Source organism: Pararoseomonas baculiformis (assembly GCF_017813395.1).
Classification (GTDB): Bacteria; Pseudomonadota; Alphaproteobacteria; order Acetobacterales; family Acetobacteraceae; genus Roseomonas; species Roseomonas baculiformis.
Genome location: NZ_JAGIZB010000023.1, coordinates 50,899 through 67,972 on the forward strand (window position 1 = coordinate 50,899; position 17,074 = coordinate 67,972).

A 17,074-nucleotide genomic window follows, 5' to 3' on the forward strand; every position below is an offset into this window, starting at 1 on the left:
CGGGGGCGGGCGGTGCCTCAGGCGCCGCCCACCTCCACACCCGCCCATTGCTCCACCACTTTCACGATGGAGGTGAAGTCGCTCTCCGGCCCGAACGAGGCGCTGGTGACGGCCAGCATCTGGCGCACGGCGCTGCCCACCACCATCGGTATGCCCATTGCCTCGGCCTCCTCCACGCAGAGCCGCACATCCTTGTGCGACAGGGCCGTGGTGAAGCCGAAATCGAAGCTGCGGGGGATGATGGCACGGGGGAACTTGTCCTGCGTGGCGCTGTTCCGGCCGCTGCTGCTGTTGATCACCTCGCACATCAGGCTCGGGTCGAGCCCTGCCTTCACGCCCATCACGATCGCCTCGGAGGAGATAGCCAGGGCGGCTGCGGCGAGGAGGTTGTTGCACAGCTTCAGCACCTGCGCCTGCCCCGGCTTCTCGCCGCAGAAGAAGGGCTTCCCCATCACACGCAGCACGGGCTCCAGGCGTTCGAATTCCTCGCGCGGGCCAGACACCATGATCGCGAGCGATCCCTTCTCGGCCCCCGTTATGCCGCCGCTGACCGGTGCATCGATCGATGTCCGGCCCTGCGCGAGGAAGGCTGCCGCGACCTGCTGCGCCACGCGCGGCCCGGTGGTGGAGAAATCGACGAAGCGCCGCGCGCGCTGCCCGGACAGCACGCCGTCCGGCCCGAGCCCGACCATGCGCACCACCTCCGGCGTAGGGAGGCTGGCGAGGACTGTATCGGAAAGATCCGCCACCTCCGCGGCGCTCGCCGCGCGCCGGGCACCGCGCGCCACCAGCGGCGCCACGGCCGCCTCCACCGGGTCGAAGACTACCAGCGCATGCCCGGCATCGAGCAGGCGCGCCGCCATGCGACTCCCCATCTGCCCCAGCCCGACGAAGCCGAGCACATCATCCGCCATCGCGTCCCTCCCCTCGGCCATGCCGGCCCTTGCGCCGGGTCTATGCAGCGGGGGCTCGTGGCACAAGCGGAATCATGGTACCGATAACAGAAAGCTCTTCAGGTGCTGTCGCGCTGGATGATCTCGAAACCCAGGTCCACGACCACACGCTCCCTCGAACGGCCTTCGATCCGGTCGAGCAGCACCTCGGCGCCCCGCCGGCCAATCCCGGTGCGCGGCAGACGGAGCGTGGTGATCGGCGGCACCACGTGCCGGAGCATGTCGATATCGTCGAAGGCGGCGAGCGCCACCTTTCCGGGTACCGGCCAGCCTCGCCGCTGGCATTCGAACAGTGCGCCCGCTGCCAGCACATCCCCCGCGAAGAAGATCGCATCCGGCGGTGCATCGCCCTGCACCAGCCGCACCACCGCCTCGGCGCCGGCAGCAAGGCCCGGGGGCATCTCCAGCATCAGCCGGGGCTCCGCTTCCAGGCGCAGCTCGGCCAGCGCGGCGCGATATCCGCGCTGCCGGTCCCGACTGCGATCATTGTTCGCCGCGGGCAGGCTGACGAAGGCGACCCGGCGGTATCCGAGCCGGTGGAGGTGCAGCACCATGGCGCGGGCGGCATCGTGGTTGGAATAGCTCACCACCATGTCCAGGGGATCGGGGATGATCGTCCCCGTCTCCACCACCGGCACGCCCGCGCGGCGGATCATCTCGCAGGCCAGGGCGGTATGGCGCGTGTCGTGCAGCATCAGCCCCGCCACGCGCTGCGCCAGGAAGGCGGTGATCAGCGCCTCCTCCCCTTCCTGGCTGTAGCCGCACTCGCCGATCATCAGCTGGAAGCCGCTGGCGCGCAGCACGGCGGAGACGCCCTGGATGGTGGGCGCATAGAGCGAGTTGTCGAGGCCAGGCACGACCAGCCCCACCACATTCGACCGCATGGAGGACAGATTGCCGGCCAGCCGGTTGGGCACGTAGCCCACCGCCCGCACGGCCTCCTCCACCCGCCGCCGTACCGCCTCGGACACCTTGGAGGGGTCGCGCAGCGCGCGGGAAACGGTCATCGGCGAAACACCGGCCCGCTGCGCCACGTCGCGCATCCGGCTGGTGGAGGCACGGCCGCCCGCATCATCCGGCATGGCTGGCCCCAGGAACAGGGCAGGAAACGGAAGGACGCATCGATCCATGAGCCAGGACGACGACATCTACGAGATCCACGCGGTGCGCTACGCACGCCATGACCGGCCCGCCCATGAGAATTTCATCGGCGGCGACCCGCATGACAACGCCCCCATGCCGCTGGACTACTTCGTGTGGGCGATCATTGGGCGGAACCGGCACTTCGTGCTGGACACGGGCTTCGATGCCGCCATGGCCCGCAAGCGCGGGCGCGAGATGATCCGCAGCCCGGCCGAGGGCCTGGCCGCGCTCGGCCTGGACGTGGCGGCGGTGCCGGACGTCATCCTCTCCCACATGCATTACGACCATGCCGGCAACCATTCCATGTTCCCGTCCGCCCGATACCACATCCAGGACCGGGAGATGGCCTATTGCACCGGCCGCTGCATGTGCCACGGCGTGCTGCGCCAGCCCTTCGAGGCGGAGGATGTCACCGCCATGGTCCACCGGATCTTCGAGGGACGGGCACGCTTCCATGATGGCAGCTCTGAAGTGGCGCCCGGCATCAGCGTCCATCATGTCGGCGGGCATTCGCTCGGCCTGCAGGTGGTGCGGGTGCGCACCCGGCGCGGCTGGGTCGTGCTGGCATCCGATGCCTCGCATTTCTACGCGAACTTCCAGCAGCGCCGCCCCTTTCCCATCGTCGCGGATGTCGCGCAGATGCTGGAAGGGTACGACACGCTGCACCGGCTCGCGACATCGCAGGATCACATCATTCCCGGTCATGACCCGCTGGTGATGCAGCGCTACCCCGCCTCCCGTCCCGGGCTGGAAGGTATCGCCGTGCGGCTGGACGCGCCGCCCCTGGGCTGATCCAGCCGCCTCACACGGCCCGCACCCAACCGCCATCCACATCAAGGATCGCCCCCTGGATGTAGGACGCGTCGGGCCCAGCCAGGAAGGAGACGACGCCGGCGATCTCCTCCGGCTCCCCGAAGCGAGACACGCCGGTCTGGTCCGCCAGGGCGCGGGCGGCGTCCCCGGATTCCAGCCCCCGCTCCCGCGCGAGGGTTTCGATCCGCCCGGTCAGTCTCCCGGTCCGGATGCTGCCGGGATTGATGGCGTTCACGCGCACACCATCCGCCACGCCACGATCGGCCAGCGCCTTGGTCAGGTTCATCAGCGCGGCGTTCACGGACCCGCCGATGGTGAAATCGGCGCTTGCCACGCGCCCGCCGACCCCGGCGATCAGCACGGCGGATCCGCCGCTGGCGCGCAGATGCGGCCAGGCCGCGCGGCACAGCCGCACCGCGCCGAACAGCTTCAACCCATAGCCATCCATCCAAGCCGCGTCGTCCAGCGCCAGGAAGTCGCCACGCTGGGTGGCGCCCGCGCTGTGCACCAGTAGATCCAGGCCCCCGAACTGCCGGATGGCCGCTTCCACCGCCTCGGCCGCGGCCTCCGGGCGGGAGAGGTCGGTGGGGTGGGCAGCGCAGCCCGGCAACGCCGCAACCGCTTCCTCCAGCGCCGCGCCGGAGCGCGCCACCAGCATCACCCGCGCACCATCCGCGGCCAGCCGGCGCGCGATGGCCAAGCCGATACCCCGGCTGGCGCCGCTCACCAATGCCCTCATGCCCTCAAGCCTGCGCTGCATCGCCTGCCCTTCCCTATTCGAGGGTGATGCGCGCATCGCGCACCACGCGCCCGATCGCCTCCACATCGCGCGCGATAAGCTGGCCGAACTCGGCCGGCGTGCCCACCGCGACCTCCGCGCCCATCTCCAGCAGCCGCGCCCGTTCCGCCGGGGCCGAGAGAATAGCGGACATGGCCGCGTTCAGCCGCTCCACGGCGGCGGGCGCCATGTCCCTCGGGCCGATGCAGCCATACCACTCGTCGATCGCGAAGCCGGGCAGCCCGGATTCCGCGATGGTCGGCAGATCGGGCAGGTAGCGCGCCCGCTGCGCGGAGGTGACGGCGATCGGCCGCAGGCTTCCATCCCGCACGAAAGGCAGGGTGGAGCTGGCATTCCCGAACATCAGGTGCAGGGAGCCGGCCACGAGGTCCGCCAGGGCCGGTCCGCCACCGCGATAAGGGGCGTGGATCATGTTCGTGCCCGTGGCCAGCTTGAACATTTCGCCCGAGATATGCACGGCGGAGCCGATCCCTGGCGAGCCGAAGGACAGCTCGCCCGGCCGCTGCCGCGCCAGCGCGACCAGATCCGCCACCGAACGCACGGGCAGCGAGGGATGGACGACAAGGATATTGGCCACGCGCGAATGCAGCATGATCGGCGTGACGTCCCGCAGCGGATCGTAGGATTGCCGCCGCATCAGGGCCATGGAGACGAGGGTGCTCGTCACCAGGCCGAATGTGTGGCCGTCATTCGGCGCGCGGATCAGCTCCGCCGCGCCGATCGCACCGGACGCCCCGCCCCGGTTCTCCACCACCACGGGCTGTCCGAGCGCGGCGCTGAGGGATGGCTGCATCTGCCGCGCCAGGATGTCCGCCCCACCACCGGGGGGCCAGGTGACGATCATGCGAATCGGGCGCGTTGGCCAGGCCTGTGCCCGGGCCAGGCGCGGCGCGGCCAGCATGGCCGCCCCCGCGAGCAAGGTCCTGCGTTCCATTCCTCGTTCCTCCCACGGCGCCGGTCTTCCGGTCGCCCGTTCACATCAGCTTGCTGACCATCCCCCATCCATCGGCAGCACGGCGCCCGTGACGTCGCGCCCCGATTCACTGCAGAGGAAGGCGACCATGTCGGCAACGGCCGTGGTTTCCACGAAGCGGCCGGTGGGCTGCTTGCCCCGCAGCACGGCGGCGGTCGCACCGTCCCGGTCGAGCCCATCGGCTTCCATCACGCCCTGGATGCGCTGGTCTATTCCAGGAGTGAGGCTGGTTCCCGGGCAGAGGGCGTTGCATGTGATGCCCATTCGCGCCGTCTCGATCGCAACCGCCCGGGTCAGGCCGATCAGCCCGGTCTTCGTCACCACATAGCCCACGCGGTCCGGCGTGCCGATCAGCCCGTAGATCGAGGACATGTTGACGATCCGCCCCCAGCCGGCCGCCCGCATGGCCGGAAGCGCGAGGCGGATCGTGTGGAAGGCGGCGGAAAGGTTCACCGCGAGGTCCGCATCCCAGTGCTCCGGCGGCATGGCGTCCACCGGCGCGAAGTGTCGCGTGGCCGCGTTGTTGACCAGGATGTCCACGCGCCCCGCCTCGGCCATCAACACCTCGATCTGCGCGGGCTGCGCGAGATCAGCGCGGTGATAGGCCACATCCACGCCGAAATCCCGCTCCAGCGCGGTCCGCGTCTCCTCGGCTTCCTCCGCCGGGGCGAGGCCGTGCAGCAGGATGTCGCACCCATCGGCGGCAAGGCGGCGTGCCACAGCCAGGCCAAGCCCGCCGGTGGAGCCGGTCACCAGGGCGAGGCGGCCGCGTAGCCCGGCCTTCATGCCGCTCCGCACCGGTCTCTGCCGCGCCTCCACGCCATTGACCCTTCCCCCCGATCAGTCCCATCGTGATATCGATAACACGATGCTGCCGCAAGCGCTCGTCCAGCCGCAGGGGCGCCAGGAGGAGGAAACGCCATGACCGGAATGCCGCGCCGCCATCTGCTCGCCGCCTTGCCAGCCGCGCTCGCCGCGCCGGGTGTTCTGAAGGCACAACCTGCCTGGCCACAGCGGACGGTCCGCCTGATCGTGCCCTATGCGGCGGGCGGCGGGACCGACATCTTCGCGCGCTCCCTCACCGATGGCCTGTCGCAGGTGCTCGGCCAGACCGTGCTGGTGGAGAACAGGCCCGGGGCGAATGGCTCCATCGGCTCGGAGGTCGCCGCGCGGGCCGAGGCGGATGGCTACCTGTTCCTGGTCGATACGGGCAGCCACATCATGAACAGCTATGTGATGCCGAACCTTCCCTACCAGCCCCTGCGGGATTTCGCCCCGGTCTCACTTCTCTCACGCTATCCGCTGCTGCTGACCGCCTCGAACGCCGTGCCCTTCCGGGACGTTCGAGGGCTGATCGCCGCGGCCAAGGCGGCGCCGCGGACGATCGGCTTTGGCACCTCGGATGCTGCGATCTCCTATGCGGGCAACCTCTTCACCCGCCTGGCCGGGATCGAGATGGTCGAAATCCCCTATCGTGGCGCCGCGCCCATCCTGAACGACCTAGTGGCCGGCCATCTGCCGACGGGGTGGAACAGCACGGTCGCGGCCACGCAGCACCTCTCGGCCGGCCGCATCCGGGCGCTCGGCGTCACCACCACCGCGCGCACGCCGCTGCTGCCGGAAGTGCCCACCCTGGCGGAGGCCGGGGTGCCCGGCTACGAATTCGCGGGCTGGTACGCGATGGTCGGCCCCGCCGCCCTTCCCGCCCCGATCGCCGCGCGGATGCATGACGCGCTGGCCAGGACCATGGGCATGCCGCGCGTTCGGGAACGTCTGGCCGGCATCGGCGCCGATCTCGGTATCCTCGGCCCCGCCGAACTCGCCGCCTTCCTGCGCGAGGATGACGCGCGCTGGGCCAAGGCCGCCCGCGACGGCCTGATCACCCGGGCGCTTTAGGGATGAGCGGCGAGCCGGTGCCCCGCTACGCCGGGGAAGCGCTGGGGGCCTTCATCGCGGAATCCCGTTGGGAGGACATCACGCCCGCCCTGCGCCATGAGGCCAGGCGTTCGCTCCTGAACTTCTTCGGCGGCGCGCTGGGCGTTGCGCGTGATCCGGCCGTGGAGACGGCCCTGCGGGTGATCGCGCCCTTCTCGGGCCCCGAGCGCGTCACCGTCATCGGCCGGCCGGAGAGGCTGGACGCGATGGGCGCCTCCTTCGTGAACACCATCGCCGCCAACCTGCTGGACTATGACGACACGCATCTGGAAACGGTGATCCACCCCACCGCTCCCGTCGCGCCGCCCCTGCTGGCCCTGGCCGAGCTACACGGCCTCGGCGGCGCGGCGCTGCTGCACGCCTTCATCCTCGGCGCGGAGGTGGAGTGCCGGATCGGCGCCGCCGTCTCTCCGGGGCATTACGACAGGGGATGGCACATCACCTCCACAGCCGGTGTCTTTGGCGCGGCGGCAGGTTGTGCGCGGCTCCTGGGGCTGGATGCGGGGCAGTGCTGGCACGCGCTGGGCATCGCCGCCAGCCAGTCAGCCGGGCTGGTCGAAAACCTTCCGAGCGCGGCAAAAAACGTGGGCATGGGCAATGCCGCACGGAACGGGCTGCTCGCCGCGCTCCTTGCCCAGGCCGGATACGAGGCCGCCCCGGCCGCCATCGAAGGTCCGCTCGGCTGGGCGAGGGCCATGGGGGATGAGCCGAAGCTGTCACGGATCATCGGCGGCCTCGGCACCCACTGGGAGTTCGCCCGCAACACCTACAAGCCCTATCCCGCGGGCATCGTGTTCCACGCCGTCATCGACGCCTGCCTGGAGCTGCGCGACCGCGTACCGCCGGCACGCATCGCCTCCATTCTCGTGGAAGGGGATCAGTTGCTGCTCGACCGCGGCGATCGCCCCTTGCGGAGCGAGCGCGACTGCCGGGTGAGCATCCATCACAGCGCGGCGGTGGCGCTGCTGCGCGGCTCGGCCGGGGTCGCCGATTTCTCCGGGGCAGCCTTGAATGACCCGGCGGTCGCCGCGCTGCGGACGAAGGTGACGGCAGGGCTTGATTCCAACCTGCCGCGCGGCGCGGCGCGGGTGACGCTGCGCGATTCCTCTGGCCAGACCTTCGCCGCTCTTGTCGAATACCCTCGCGGCAGCGCCGCCCGCCCCCTCACCGATCGCGAACTGGAAGCGAAATTCCGGGACAATGCAGGGCTCGGTGGACTGCAGGGGCAAGCAGAGGAATGGATCGGCAGGATCTGGGCGCTGGAGCAAACGGAAAGCCTTGGTCCGCTCCTCCGTTCAATGGGAGATTGCAGCGGCCGATAACGCAAGGCCCGTGCGAGCAGGCGGTGCTGAAAGCCGCCTCTTCATGGTGCGACCTGATCGCGTGGTCGGTCCGGCTGTTGAAACGCCCACAAGCTCCACCCGGGCCCGGACACCCCTTCCCGCCCCGCTGCTCACCGGCCCTTGCGCAACCTCCGGCTGAAGCCGGCCTCGATCTCGCGCAGGCCAGCCCGCGGCTCCAGCGGAACCGGTACGCCGTGCCGGTCGCAGGGCGCGACGATGCTGCGCGGAATGCCGAGCAGGCGCTGAAGAGCGGAATGCCGCCGTTCCGAATAGCCGGCGAGTTGAAGATCGAGCCGGCCGCCGAAGCCGCGCTCCACGGCAATGACGGCGCCCCAATCCCCGATCTTTCCCATCGCGCCGTCGCCTGTCTCGTCCATACGGAGCCGCACGAGATCGCCGACCTCGTACTGCGTCACATAGGCCCGGCCGTCATGATCGTAGCCGATCAGCATCGCCCAGCTTCCGCTGGAAGCTGGCACATGCCGCTCCAGCCTCCAGCATTGCCTCCGAAAGCGGGCGGCAGTGCCCGTGACGAGCGGGGGATGCGCCGCTGTGCCCGCGCCACTAGGACAGGCCGAAACTGCGGGCGGCCAAGGCTGCCGCCGCCGCGAGCAGCAGGGCGGCGCTGCCGAGGGCAATGGACGCCGCCCATGCGGGCATCCCCGCGCGCTGAACAGGCCGGTGCTGCCGCTCGGCGCCCTGGTGGGACTTACGAAGCCCTTGCCGGGGTGGAAGGGGAACCGGGGCCCCGTTTCGGTCGCAGGGAATGACGATGCTGCGCGGGATGCCCACAAGCCGTTGCAGGGTCGCGTTCCGCCGCTCCGAAAATCCCGCCAGCTGCATGTCGAGCCGCGCGGCGGGATGGCCGTGCACAGCGATCACCGCGCCCCAATGGCCTGCCTTGCCCATCGCATTCTCGCCGGCCTCGTCGATCCTCAGGCGGACGAGGTCGCCGGGCTCATACTCGGCCACATAGGGCCGGTCGTCAGCGTGATACCTGACCTGCATCTGCCTTTCCCGATGGCGACGCTGCCGTCGTCACCGTCAGGATAGACAGCGTTTCCCTAACCAAAGGCTGACAGGACGGCAGGAGGTCAGGAGCGCCGGTAGGCCAGCCCGGGCGGCCGCTTCTCCTCGAACTCCACCGCCGCCAGGGCCGCGCCGATGGTAGCGAAGACTCCCGCTGGCCGCGCCGAAGGCATGCGCGTCAGGACCAGCCCGTCAGGCTGCCTTGAAACAAGCCATGCGAGGGAGAGCTCCTCCTCCCGCACCCCGCGGCTGGATGGGGTAACGAGACCGAGCCACGCCTCCCCATCCTCGCTCATATGCGCTTCCGCCCGCCACGAGCCGCCCCAGCTGGCCATGAGCCGCGCAGCCCAGGCCGCTGCTTCTGACCTTTCCCGCTGGCTGATGCCTGCCGGAGACGGCGCGGGACGCGGGAATGGGATGATGATGGCGGACAAGGCTTGAGTTCCGGGCGGCGGGGACCGCGATTGGCGCTTCCACAGCCGGCCACATCACGGAGTCGTGAGTCAAGCCAATTCGCAGCCCTTGCCGTCCGCGCTGCGTGCTTTGCAGCTGCATGTGGCGCGCCCGGAACAGGCCCGCTGCCCATTCCAGGTCAGGGCGCCTCCGCCACATCTTCCCCGGCCGCGAGCCTGGCCAGCACGCGGTCGCGCAGCTGGATATTCTGCGCCAGCCCCGGCTCCAGTTCCACGGTCCTGGTGATTACCTCTAGGGCGCGCTCGAGCCGCCCTGCAGCCAGGAGAGCAGTCACGAGGACTCGCTGGAGATCGGTGGTCTGCGGGCGCAACCGCATGGCCTGCTCGCCGGCCCCCACCGCCTCATCCAGCATCCCCATGGCTCGGTAAGCATGGCAGAGCCCGCGATACGGTGCGGCGCTTTGCGGGGCCAGCTCCGCAGCCCGCTGGAATACCTCCAGTGCCTGCCCAGCGTCACGCTCCCGCAACAGCGCATTGCCGTAGTCCAACAGGATCACGGCGTCATTCGGCCGCAGCGCCGCGGCACGGCGGTAGAGCTCCAGCGTGAACCCGCGCCTCCTTACGTGGGCGGACCGGCCGAGTTGGTGCCAGTAATTGCCCGAGAGAGCCCGGCGCTCGCGCACCAGGGCACGATATCCCTGGCCGGTCAGAGATCCGTCCAGAGCCCTGAGCACGAGATTCTGCAGCAGGCCGGCCTGGAGCAGGAAATGTCCGATCGCATGCCCTGCCGCCGGTGTGCGGAAGAGTTCGGTACCGGGGATGCGGGCGAAAAGCTCCGCATGGGCCCGGTCGGGCGTCAGCGTGTCATAGACGAGGATCTTGCGCGCGCTCAGGGAGACCTGTGGGGCGAGATCGTCGTGCAGGAACTTGAGACGGCTGGCCTCGGTGCGCCACCGCGTCTCACTCGGTGGCTTGGCCGGGTCGATGGTAAACTGGGGGGCCAGCATGAGGACCGTGTCGGCCATGAGGCTCCGTGAATGGAGCGCCGCGCCGAAGCCGCCCATGCTCGCGCCATAGGTCATGAGCGTTTCGGGGCGAATGGCGGCAAGGTATCGCTGTGCCGCCTCCACGCCCCAGCGGCATCCCTCAGGCTGCCACCAATGGTTCCACTTGGCCACGAAGTAGACGCCAGTGATCTCCCGACTGTCGAGGAAATCCTTGCCGAAGGGACGCTCATGTTCGTTCAGGGATGAGAAGGTGACGACCGCGCGGGAAGAGCCGAAACGATGGGCCACGACCCTGACATCGTTATCTTCGTAGAGTTCCTCCATCCGTCTCCCCGTCCGGCACGCCCATCACCCACGCTGCCCGCCCGAATGGCATGACAGGACGGAGGACGATAGGCCTGCTCCCGCCCTTCGGGAACTTTGGCCCGGGGCGCCCAGTTTCCAGCCCAACTCACTCCCCGGTCCCGATGCAAATCCGCAACTCCTTGGAGCGACCAGCAGAACGGGTCTGGTGAGGGGCTCCGACACCGTCGTATATTCACGTTTGCGAGTGGCACCGCTGCGAGTTGACCGTCCGGCGGGCCCTTCCCGGCCGGCGGCTGGCTCCAGGCTGCGGCGGTGTAAAAGCGGGAAGCGGGTGCGGCTGCATGGCCTTCGTGAACATCGTGACCTCGGATCGCGGCTGGATCCTCGAGAAGCTTGCCTCCGAGATCTCCAGCCGGCTTTCCTATGTGACCTTCGGCAATGGTCCCGATCCCGCCGCCTCCATCCAGTACTACGTCACTTTTTCCAGCCGCTCCAAGCGCCTCTCTCCGGTGGAGGTTGGGTACTTCGCCCATCTGGAGCCGGAGGGTGAGGCGCGCGAGCGCTTCTTCGATACGGCCAGGGCAGTGGAGCACTGCATTTGCCATGCGCGGCTCTACGAGGGCGTGCTGCGCGACGCTGGGATTGGACAGGTCACCACCATCTCGCCCGGCGTGGACCTGGAGACCTTCAGCCCCAAGCTGCGCATCGGCGTTGTCGGGCGGACCTACCACACCGGCCGCAAGGGCGAGCACATTGTCGCCCAGGTGATGGACATCCCTGAGATCGAATGGTCCTTCACCGGCACGGGCTGGCCGGGCGAGGCGCTGGAACTGCCCGGTTCGCAGCTGCCGGACTACTACCGCGGCCTCGACTACGTGCTGGTGCCCGCTCTCTATGAGGGAGGACCGATGTGCGTGGTGGAGGCGCTGGCCTGTGGCACAGAGATCATCGCTCCGGCGATTGGCTGGGTGCCGGAATTCCCCCATGTCGAGTACCAGGTGGGCGATGCGGCGGATCTGCGCCGCGTGTTGCTGGAACTGGTGGAGAAGAAGCGCGCCCTGCGTGCCACCGTGCTCGACCGCACCTGGGATGGCTGGGCCGAAGGCCATGACCGCGTCTTTCAGTCGCTGGCCAGGGATCATGGGCTCCGCCTCTCCGCACCGCTCGCCCCGTCCCGCTCCGCGCCCCGACCGCAACGGGTCGGGATCTTCATGCACGGGAATGAGCACCGCTCCCAGGGCGGGCCCTCGGTCCGTGTCCCCCGCCTCGCACGGGAGTTGCGCGAGAACGGCACGGAGGCGGAGCTGCGCATCCATCCCGCCCCCACTCGCTTCGACGGGCTGGATGTGGTGCATGCCTTCAACAGCTGGTCGCCCTGGTCGGCCCTCGACTTGCTGCGCCGTGCCCATCGTGGCGGCAAGGCTGTGGTTTTCTCCCCCATCCTTCTTGACCTCGCGCTGAAGGATCTTTGGGAGGAAAGGCTCGTGCAGCTCCTCTCATCCAGCCCGCAGGGGCCTGCTCTGGATGATGCCTTGCGCGCGTTCAAGCTGGCTCTGGAGGAGCGCCGTCGCCCGGACGCCCTCGTAACGGAGACCGTGCCCGGGTTCCACGCGGCCGTGCGCGAGATGGTCGCGCTCAGCGACCACGTTGTTTATCTCAGCGACCGCGAACGCCAGCGCCTCGCGCGCATCGGCGCGGAGCCGCGTGCGGGCACGGTGGTGCACAACCCTGTCGATTCCGCGATTTTCGGCCAGGCGGACGCCTCGCTCTTCGAGCAGGAAACGGGGCTGAAGGACTTCGTGCTCTGCGTCGCACGGATCGAATCACGCAAGAACCAGGTGATGCTGGCACATGCGCTGCGCGACACCGGCCTGCCGCTCGTGCTCATCGGCCACGCGCCGAATGCCGCCTATCGGGAGCTGCTGGAACGCTTCCGCACGCCGAACCTGCATGTGCTGGACCGATTGCCGGCGAACTCGCCCCTGCTCGCTTCCGCTTTCGCCGCCTCCCGCGTCGCCGTGCTGCCGAGCTGGGCCGAGGGAGCACCCCTTGCGGCGCTGGAGGCGGCGGCCAGCGGCGCCAATCTCGTGGTCAGCGACGAATCAGGGGAGAGCGAGTATTTCGGCGCCAGCGCCCGCTACTGCGATCCCGGCGACCCGGCCTCCATACGCAACGCCATCCTGGAGGCCTACGAGACATCGCGGGACGCCGCGGAGGTAGAGGCGCAGAAGGCCTTCATCGCCGAGACCTATAGCTGGGACCGCCACCGCGAGAAAACCGAGGCAGTGTATGGCGAGGCGCTCTCGGCCCTTGCGATCCGCGCCCCCGCTGCCTTCTCCTCCCGCGGAAGGAATGCCGAGCCCGGCCCCGGCACGCCCGTCGTTGCAGCGGACCGGCCGGTCACCATCGTCTATGACGTGACGAGCAGCGCCAACCATACTGGCCGCTGGACCGGGATCGCCAGGGTGGAAGCGGCGCTGGCGCTGACGCTGCGGGCCAACCCGCGCACGCGCATCCTCTTTGTCGCCTGGAACAACAAGGCAAAGCAGTTCGTCGAGGTTCCCTTCGAGGGCATTCGCGCCGGCAAGCTCTCCCGCTTCCTCGCACATTACGATACGAACCCGGCACCACTGTTGAACGTGCCGGCCGGGGCGCATTACGTGGTGCCCGGCAGCGGCTGGATGCAGAACTCGCTCTACGCCGAGAATGTCGTGGCTTTCGCCCGCCGCCACCGGCTGCGCCTCACCCCCGTCATCCACGACATCATCCCGACCAAGTTCCCCTTTTGGTTCAATGACGGCTACGCTCCGGTCTTCGAGCAGAACCTGACCATGCTGCTCGACGGCGCATCGCATGTGATTGCCATCTCCCAGGCAACGCGGCGGGACGTGGAGGAATACGCGGCTCGCATCGAGGGCCTTTACATCCCGGAGATCTCGGTTTTCCGCGAAGGCGACGAGATCCAGCAGATCGCCACCGGGGAGGAGAGCGCCGCCCGCTCGCGCATCGAGGAACAGCTGGGCAGCCGCCCCTTCGTGCTCACCGTCGGCGCCATCCACCAGCGGAAGAACCACAGGCTTCTCTACGATGTCTGGCTGAAGCTGCGAGAGCGGATGGGCGGGCGCTGCCCTCGGCTGGTCATCGTCGGCGGCGTGGCCTGGAACGGACATGACGTGGCCCGGGCGCTTCGGGGTGATTCCAGGCTGCGGGACGTGGTGACGATCCTGGAAGGCGTGGATGACGAGGCGCTGGACTGGCTTTACCGCAACTGCATCTTCACCGTGTACCCGTCCCTCTATGAGGGCTGGGGCCTGCCGGTGGCCGAGAGCCTGCGGTACGGCAAGCTCTGCCTTGCTTCCGATACCTCCTCCGTTCCTGAGATCGCGCCGGGGCTGATCGAGCTGATCGATCCGCTGGACGTCGCGCGCTGGGTGACGAAGGTGCAGTTCTACGCCGGCAGCCGCAGTGCCCGGGACATGGCGGAGCGCCGTATCGCCGAAGACTATGCGGGCTTCAGCTGGGAACAGTCGGCTGAGCATTTCATCGACGTCCTCGCGGCCGCCGAGGACCGGCCCGCACCCGCCAAGCCCTATATCCTCGGCGCCGTGGTTTCCTTCGCCGACCGCATCGCTACCTCCCGGATCCGTGGCAGCGGATGGCATCCGCTGGAAAAGTGGGGATGCTGGGCCAGCAGCCCTTCCAGCAGCCTCGTCTTCAGCCCGGCCGTGGACGCGCGGGGCGACCTGGTCTTCATGGCGGAGGCACGTGCCCTCGCCCTCCCGGGCACGGCCTTCGAGGCGCGGGTGGTCGCGAATGGCGTTCCGGTCGCGCGCTGGCTGCTCCGCGGCGGCGGCCTGCAGACGCTGCACGCAGTGGTGCCTGCCGAGGTCGCGCGCCGGGCTCCCGAAGTGACAATCGAGATCGAGAGCGCCTTCCTCACCCCGCTCCGGCTGGTCACGAAATCGGATGATCCCCGCCTGGTCGGGATCGGCATCGCGAAGGTGTCCCTCGCTTCGCTCTCAGGTTTGCAGAGCGTCTCACGCTATTTCGGCGAGCCGGCACCGGACAGGAAGCGGGCGGAGCTGGGCCACTCCTACAATCTGCTGCGCGACCCGACCGGCCGGTCCTTCCTGGATGGCAACTGGACCGCGCATCCGGCCTGGGGTCTCTACAGCGCCGAGCAGCGGCCGAGGCTCAGCATGGTCCTGCAGGACCGGCCGGGTGAGGAGCTGGTGCTGGACCTGCGCCTTCGCCCGGTCGCCGCGCCAAAATCCGGCTTCACACTGCTCGCCCTGGCGAACGGGCATGAGATCGGCGCCGCCACCTTCCAGGATGACGAGCCCCGCCTCGTCTCCTTTCCGCTCCCCGCCCGGATCCGGGCCATGGCGGAGCCGGTGGTGATCGACCTCGTCGCCTCCGATGCGCGTTCTCCGCAGTCGTTGGAGCTCGGGGCGACGGAGGAAGCCTTCTCCTTCGGCATCATCTCGCTCGAGCTTCGCATGGTCGGGGAGGACGGTGCGGCGACTCGCCTGCCGGTCGCTCCCGGCCAGATACTTCGGCTCGGCTCCGGATCCGGCAGCCCTACCGACGAGTTGGTGAAGGCTGCGCTGGGCGGTGACTGGCACGGGCCGGAACGCCATGCCAGCTGGTCGTTCGGGCGTGGCGGGCGGCTGCCGCTCCGCCTCGAGGGCGCATTGCTCGGCGGTGCCATGTTGAGCCTGGAGGTCGAGGCGGCCCGCCCCCGGTCGAGCGACGGGTCTCTCGGTTTGGAGATCCGCGCCAAGGGCCGCCTTCTTGCCACCCGGCGCCTGCAACCGCTCACCCCCGGGAGCATCGAGATCAGCGTACCGCCGGATTGTCTCGGACGGCGCGGGGAACTCGACCTCGAGCTGCTCCTTGATGCCACGGGACGGGTGCCAACCGCCGACGGGCGCATGGATGAGCGGCCCATGGGCATCCGGGTCAGCCGTATCAGCGGCACAGCCCTGCCGCTGCTGGGGGCCGGGCAGGTGATGCTGTTCCGGGTTAATCCCGAAACGGGCGAGGCACCGGCGGGCGCCGCCCAGATGCTGCGCGGCACCTGGTTCGGCGCCGAGCGGTCCGGCCGCTGGAGCCAGGGCGATGGCGGCGGGCTGGCCTTCCTCCCCGATCCATCGCTGGGCCGGGACTGGCGCTTCTTCGTCTATGGGCGCTCCTTCCTCGACGGAACGAAGGCCTTCGCGCCGGTCGATGTTGAGGTGAATGGCGAAATTGCCGAGCGCTGGTCCTTCTCGTCGGACCGGAGCGTGCTGAAGGAGGTGAGTGGCCTCGCGGAGCGGCAGCAGGAGCAGGGCCCGGTGGCTGTGCATTTCCGCTGCCGGGATTGCTGCTCGCCGGCGGAACTCGGCATCGGCAAGGATTCACGGCGGCTCGGGATGCAGCTCACCGCCGTGCTGCTCGTCCCATCCGCCACCACCGAGCAGGAGGTGCGGGACCTCTTCGCGGCAGCCTTGTCCCGCCGCGATCGTCCGCCCGAGCCTCCGCAGCCCGTGGCGTTGCCGCCCGCGGTCGAGGCGGCAGAAAGCCCCGCACTTCCGCAGCCCGAAACGCCTGCGCATCGCTCTCCGCCTGCCGCGGAGCCGCAGCCGGCGGAGGTAGAAGCCCTGGAAGCATCAGCCGCACCGGAGGAGTTGGTCGTGCTCGCGCCGCCGGAGCCGAAGCCCGCCGTGCCCGTTCTCTCCAGCATCTTCGACTTCTCGCAGCATGGGGAGCTGGACCAGCTTGAGCTGTTCGGATGGTACGATGCCGAGAGCGAGGGGCGTTGGTCGCGTGCCGATCTGGCCGAGGTGATCCTGCCCGTTCCTGCGGGAGCGACGGGAGAGGTGACGCTTGAGCTCTTCGGTCGCGTCTACGGCACGGCGACGGGCGGGCCGGCCCGGGTCCGCCTCTCTCTGGAGGACGGGAAGCCTCAGGAGCTCGTCTTCAAGAGTGACAGCTTTAAGAAGCGGAGCGTCACCTTGCGCCACGATCTGGCAACGGCCTCGCAGCTCAGGCTTTCGATCCTGCGGCTCGACCCGATCTCTCCCGCCGATGCGGGCGAGGGCGACGACACCCGGCGGCTCGGTGTCCTGGTTCAGACGCTGGGCGTGATCTGGAAGTAGGCCCGCGCGGATCGCCACCTGGCCTGGAAGCCAGGCGGCGATCCGCCCAGGACGGTCCGATCAGGGTCGACCGATGGACTGGTATGCGAAGCCGGCCTCTCGGAAGGCCTCTGGGTCCCAGGCGTTTCGGAGGTCGAGGACGGTGTTGCCCTGCATGGCCGAGCGGAGGCGTTCGGGCGAGAGGGCGCGGAACTCGTTCCACTCGGTCAGCAGCACGAGG

General features: G+C 69.2%; 13 protein-coding genes. 4 read left to right on the forward strand and 9 right to left on the reverse strand.

The genetic code is table 11. The features are described from left to right. Positions 1-17: 17 nt before the first annotated feature. Together J8J14_RS19615 and J8J14_RS19620 are read right to left on the reverse strand one after the other, a co-directional pair. A complete protein-coding gene (locus J8J14_RS19615; RefSeq protein ID WP_209381246.1) occupies positions 18-914 on the reverse strand; it encodes an NAD(P)-dependent oxidoreductase in 897 nt (298 codons plus the stop codon). Between the two features lie 98 nt (positions 915-1,012). Further along, complete coding sequence (locus tag J8J14_RS19620; RefSeq protein ID WP_209381247.1) at positions 1,013-2,035, reverse strand: LacI family DNA-binding transcriptional regulator; 1,023 nt, start codon at positions 2,033-2,035, stop codon at positions 1,013-1,015. Positions 2,036-2,081: 46 nt separating this feature from the next. Between J8J14_RS19620 and J8J14_RS19625 the strand changes: the two genes are divergently transcribed. Beyond that, complete coding sequence (locus tag J8J14_RS19625) at positions 2,082-2,888, forward strand: N-acyl homoserine lactonase family protein (RefSeq protein WP_209381248.1); 807 nt, start codon at positions 2,082-2,084, stop codon at positions 2,886-2,888. A gap of 10 nt (positions 2,889-2,898) precedes the next feature. On the opposite strand, the gene J8J14_RS19630 is transcribed toward J8J14_RS19625, so the two are convergent. Genes J8J14_RS19630 through J8J14_RS19640 form a run of 3 tightly spaced genes read right to left on the reverse strand, consistent with a single transcriptional unit; the run spans position 2,899 to position 5,467 of the window. After that, on the reverse strand, positions 2,899-3,669 hold the full coding sequence (locus tag J8J14_RS19630) for an SDR family oxidoreductase (RefSeq protein WP_209381249.1): 771 nt from the start codon (positions 3,667-3,669) through the stop codon (positions 2,899-2,901). A 13-nt stretch (positions 3,670-3,682) separates the two neighbouring features. Further along, a complete protein-coding gene (locus J8J14_RS19635) occupies positions 3,683-4,642 on the reverse strand; it encodes a tripartite tricarboxylate transporter substrate binding protein (protein ID WP_209381250.1) in 960 nt (319 codons plus the stop codon). Between the two features lie 45 nt (positions 4,643-4,687). After that, positions 4,688-5,467 (reverse strand): SDR family oxidoreductase, encoded by a 780-nt coding sequence (locus J8J14_RS19640; protein ID WP_209381251.1) that lies wholly within the window; start codon positions 5,465-5,467, stop codon positions 4,688-4,690. Between the two features lie 135 nt (positions 5,468-5,602). On the opposite strand from J8J14_RS19640, the gene J8J14_RS19645 reads away from it, so the two are divergent. Together J8J14_RS19645 and J8J14_RS19650 are read left to right on the forward strand one after the other, a co-directional pair. Beyond that, the gene (locus J8J14_RS19645) at positions 5,603-6,577 is read left to right on the forward strand and encodes a tripartite tricarboxylate transporter substrate-binding protein (protein WP_209381252.1); all 975 of its coding nucleotides are present in this window, start codon (positions 5,603-5,605) and stop codon (positions 6,575-6,577) included. A gap of 2 nt (positions 6,578-6,579) precedes the next feature. Then, complete coding sequence (locus J8J14_RS19650) at positions 6,580-7,938, forward strand: MmgE/PrpD family protein (protein ID WP_209381253.1); 1,359 nt, start codon at positions 6,580-6,582, stop codon at positions 7,936-7,938. A gap of 131 nt (positions 7,939-8,069) precedes the next feature. Here J8J14_RS19650 and J8J14_RS19655 read toward each other — a convergent pair whose 3' ends face one another. The 4 genes from J8J14_RS19655 to J8J14_RS25650 form a co-directional block, all read right to left on the reverse strand. Then, positions 8,070-8,438 (reverse strand): hypothetical protein, encoded by a 369-nt coding sequence (locus J8J14_RS19655; RefSeq protein ID WP_209381254.1) that lies wholly within the window; start codon positions 8,436-8,438, stop codon positions 8,070-8,072. A gap of 85 nt (positions 8,439-8,523) precedes the next feature. Then, positions 8,524-8,967, reverse strand: a complete 444-nt coding sequence (locus tag J8J14_RS19660; RefSeq protein WP_209381255.1) for a hypothetical protein — start codon at positions 8,965-8,967, stop codon at positions 8,524-8,526. Between the two features lie 86 nt (positions 8,968-9,053). Beyond that, entirely contained in the window at positions 9,054-9,284 is a 231-nt protein-coding gene (locus J8J14_RS19665) for a hypothetical protein (protein WP_209381256.1), read from the reverse strand. 296 nt (positions 9,285-9,580) lie between these two features. Next, positions 9,581-10,696 carry a tetratricopeptide repeat protein gene (locus tag J8J14_RS25650; RefSeq protein WP_209381257.1) on the reverse strand — a complete coding sequence of 372 codons (1,116 nt, stop codon included), beginning with the start codon at positions 10,694-10,696 and terminating at the stop codon, positions 9,581-9,583. Positions 10,697-11,055: 359 nt separating this feature from the next. Here J8J14_RS25650 and J8J14_RS19675 point away from each other — a divergent pair, with 359 nt between their 5' ends. Continuing rightward, on the forward strand, positions 11,056-16,854 hold the full coding sequence (locus tag J8J14_RS19675) for a glycosyltransferase (RefSeq protein WP_209381258.1): 5,799 nt from the start codon (positions 11,056-11,058) through the stop codon (positions 16,852-16,854). The last annotated feature ends 220 nt before the right edge of the window (positions 16,855-17,074 follow it).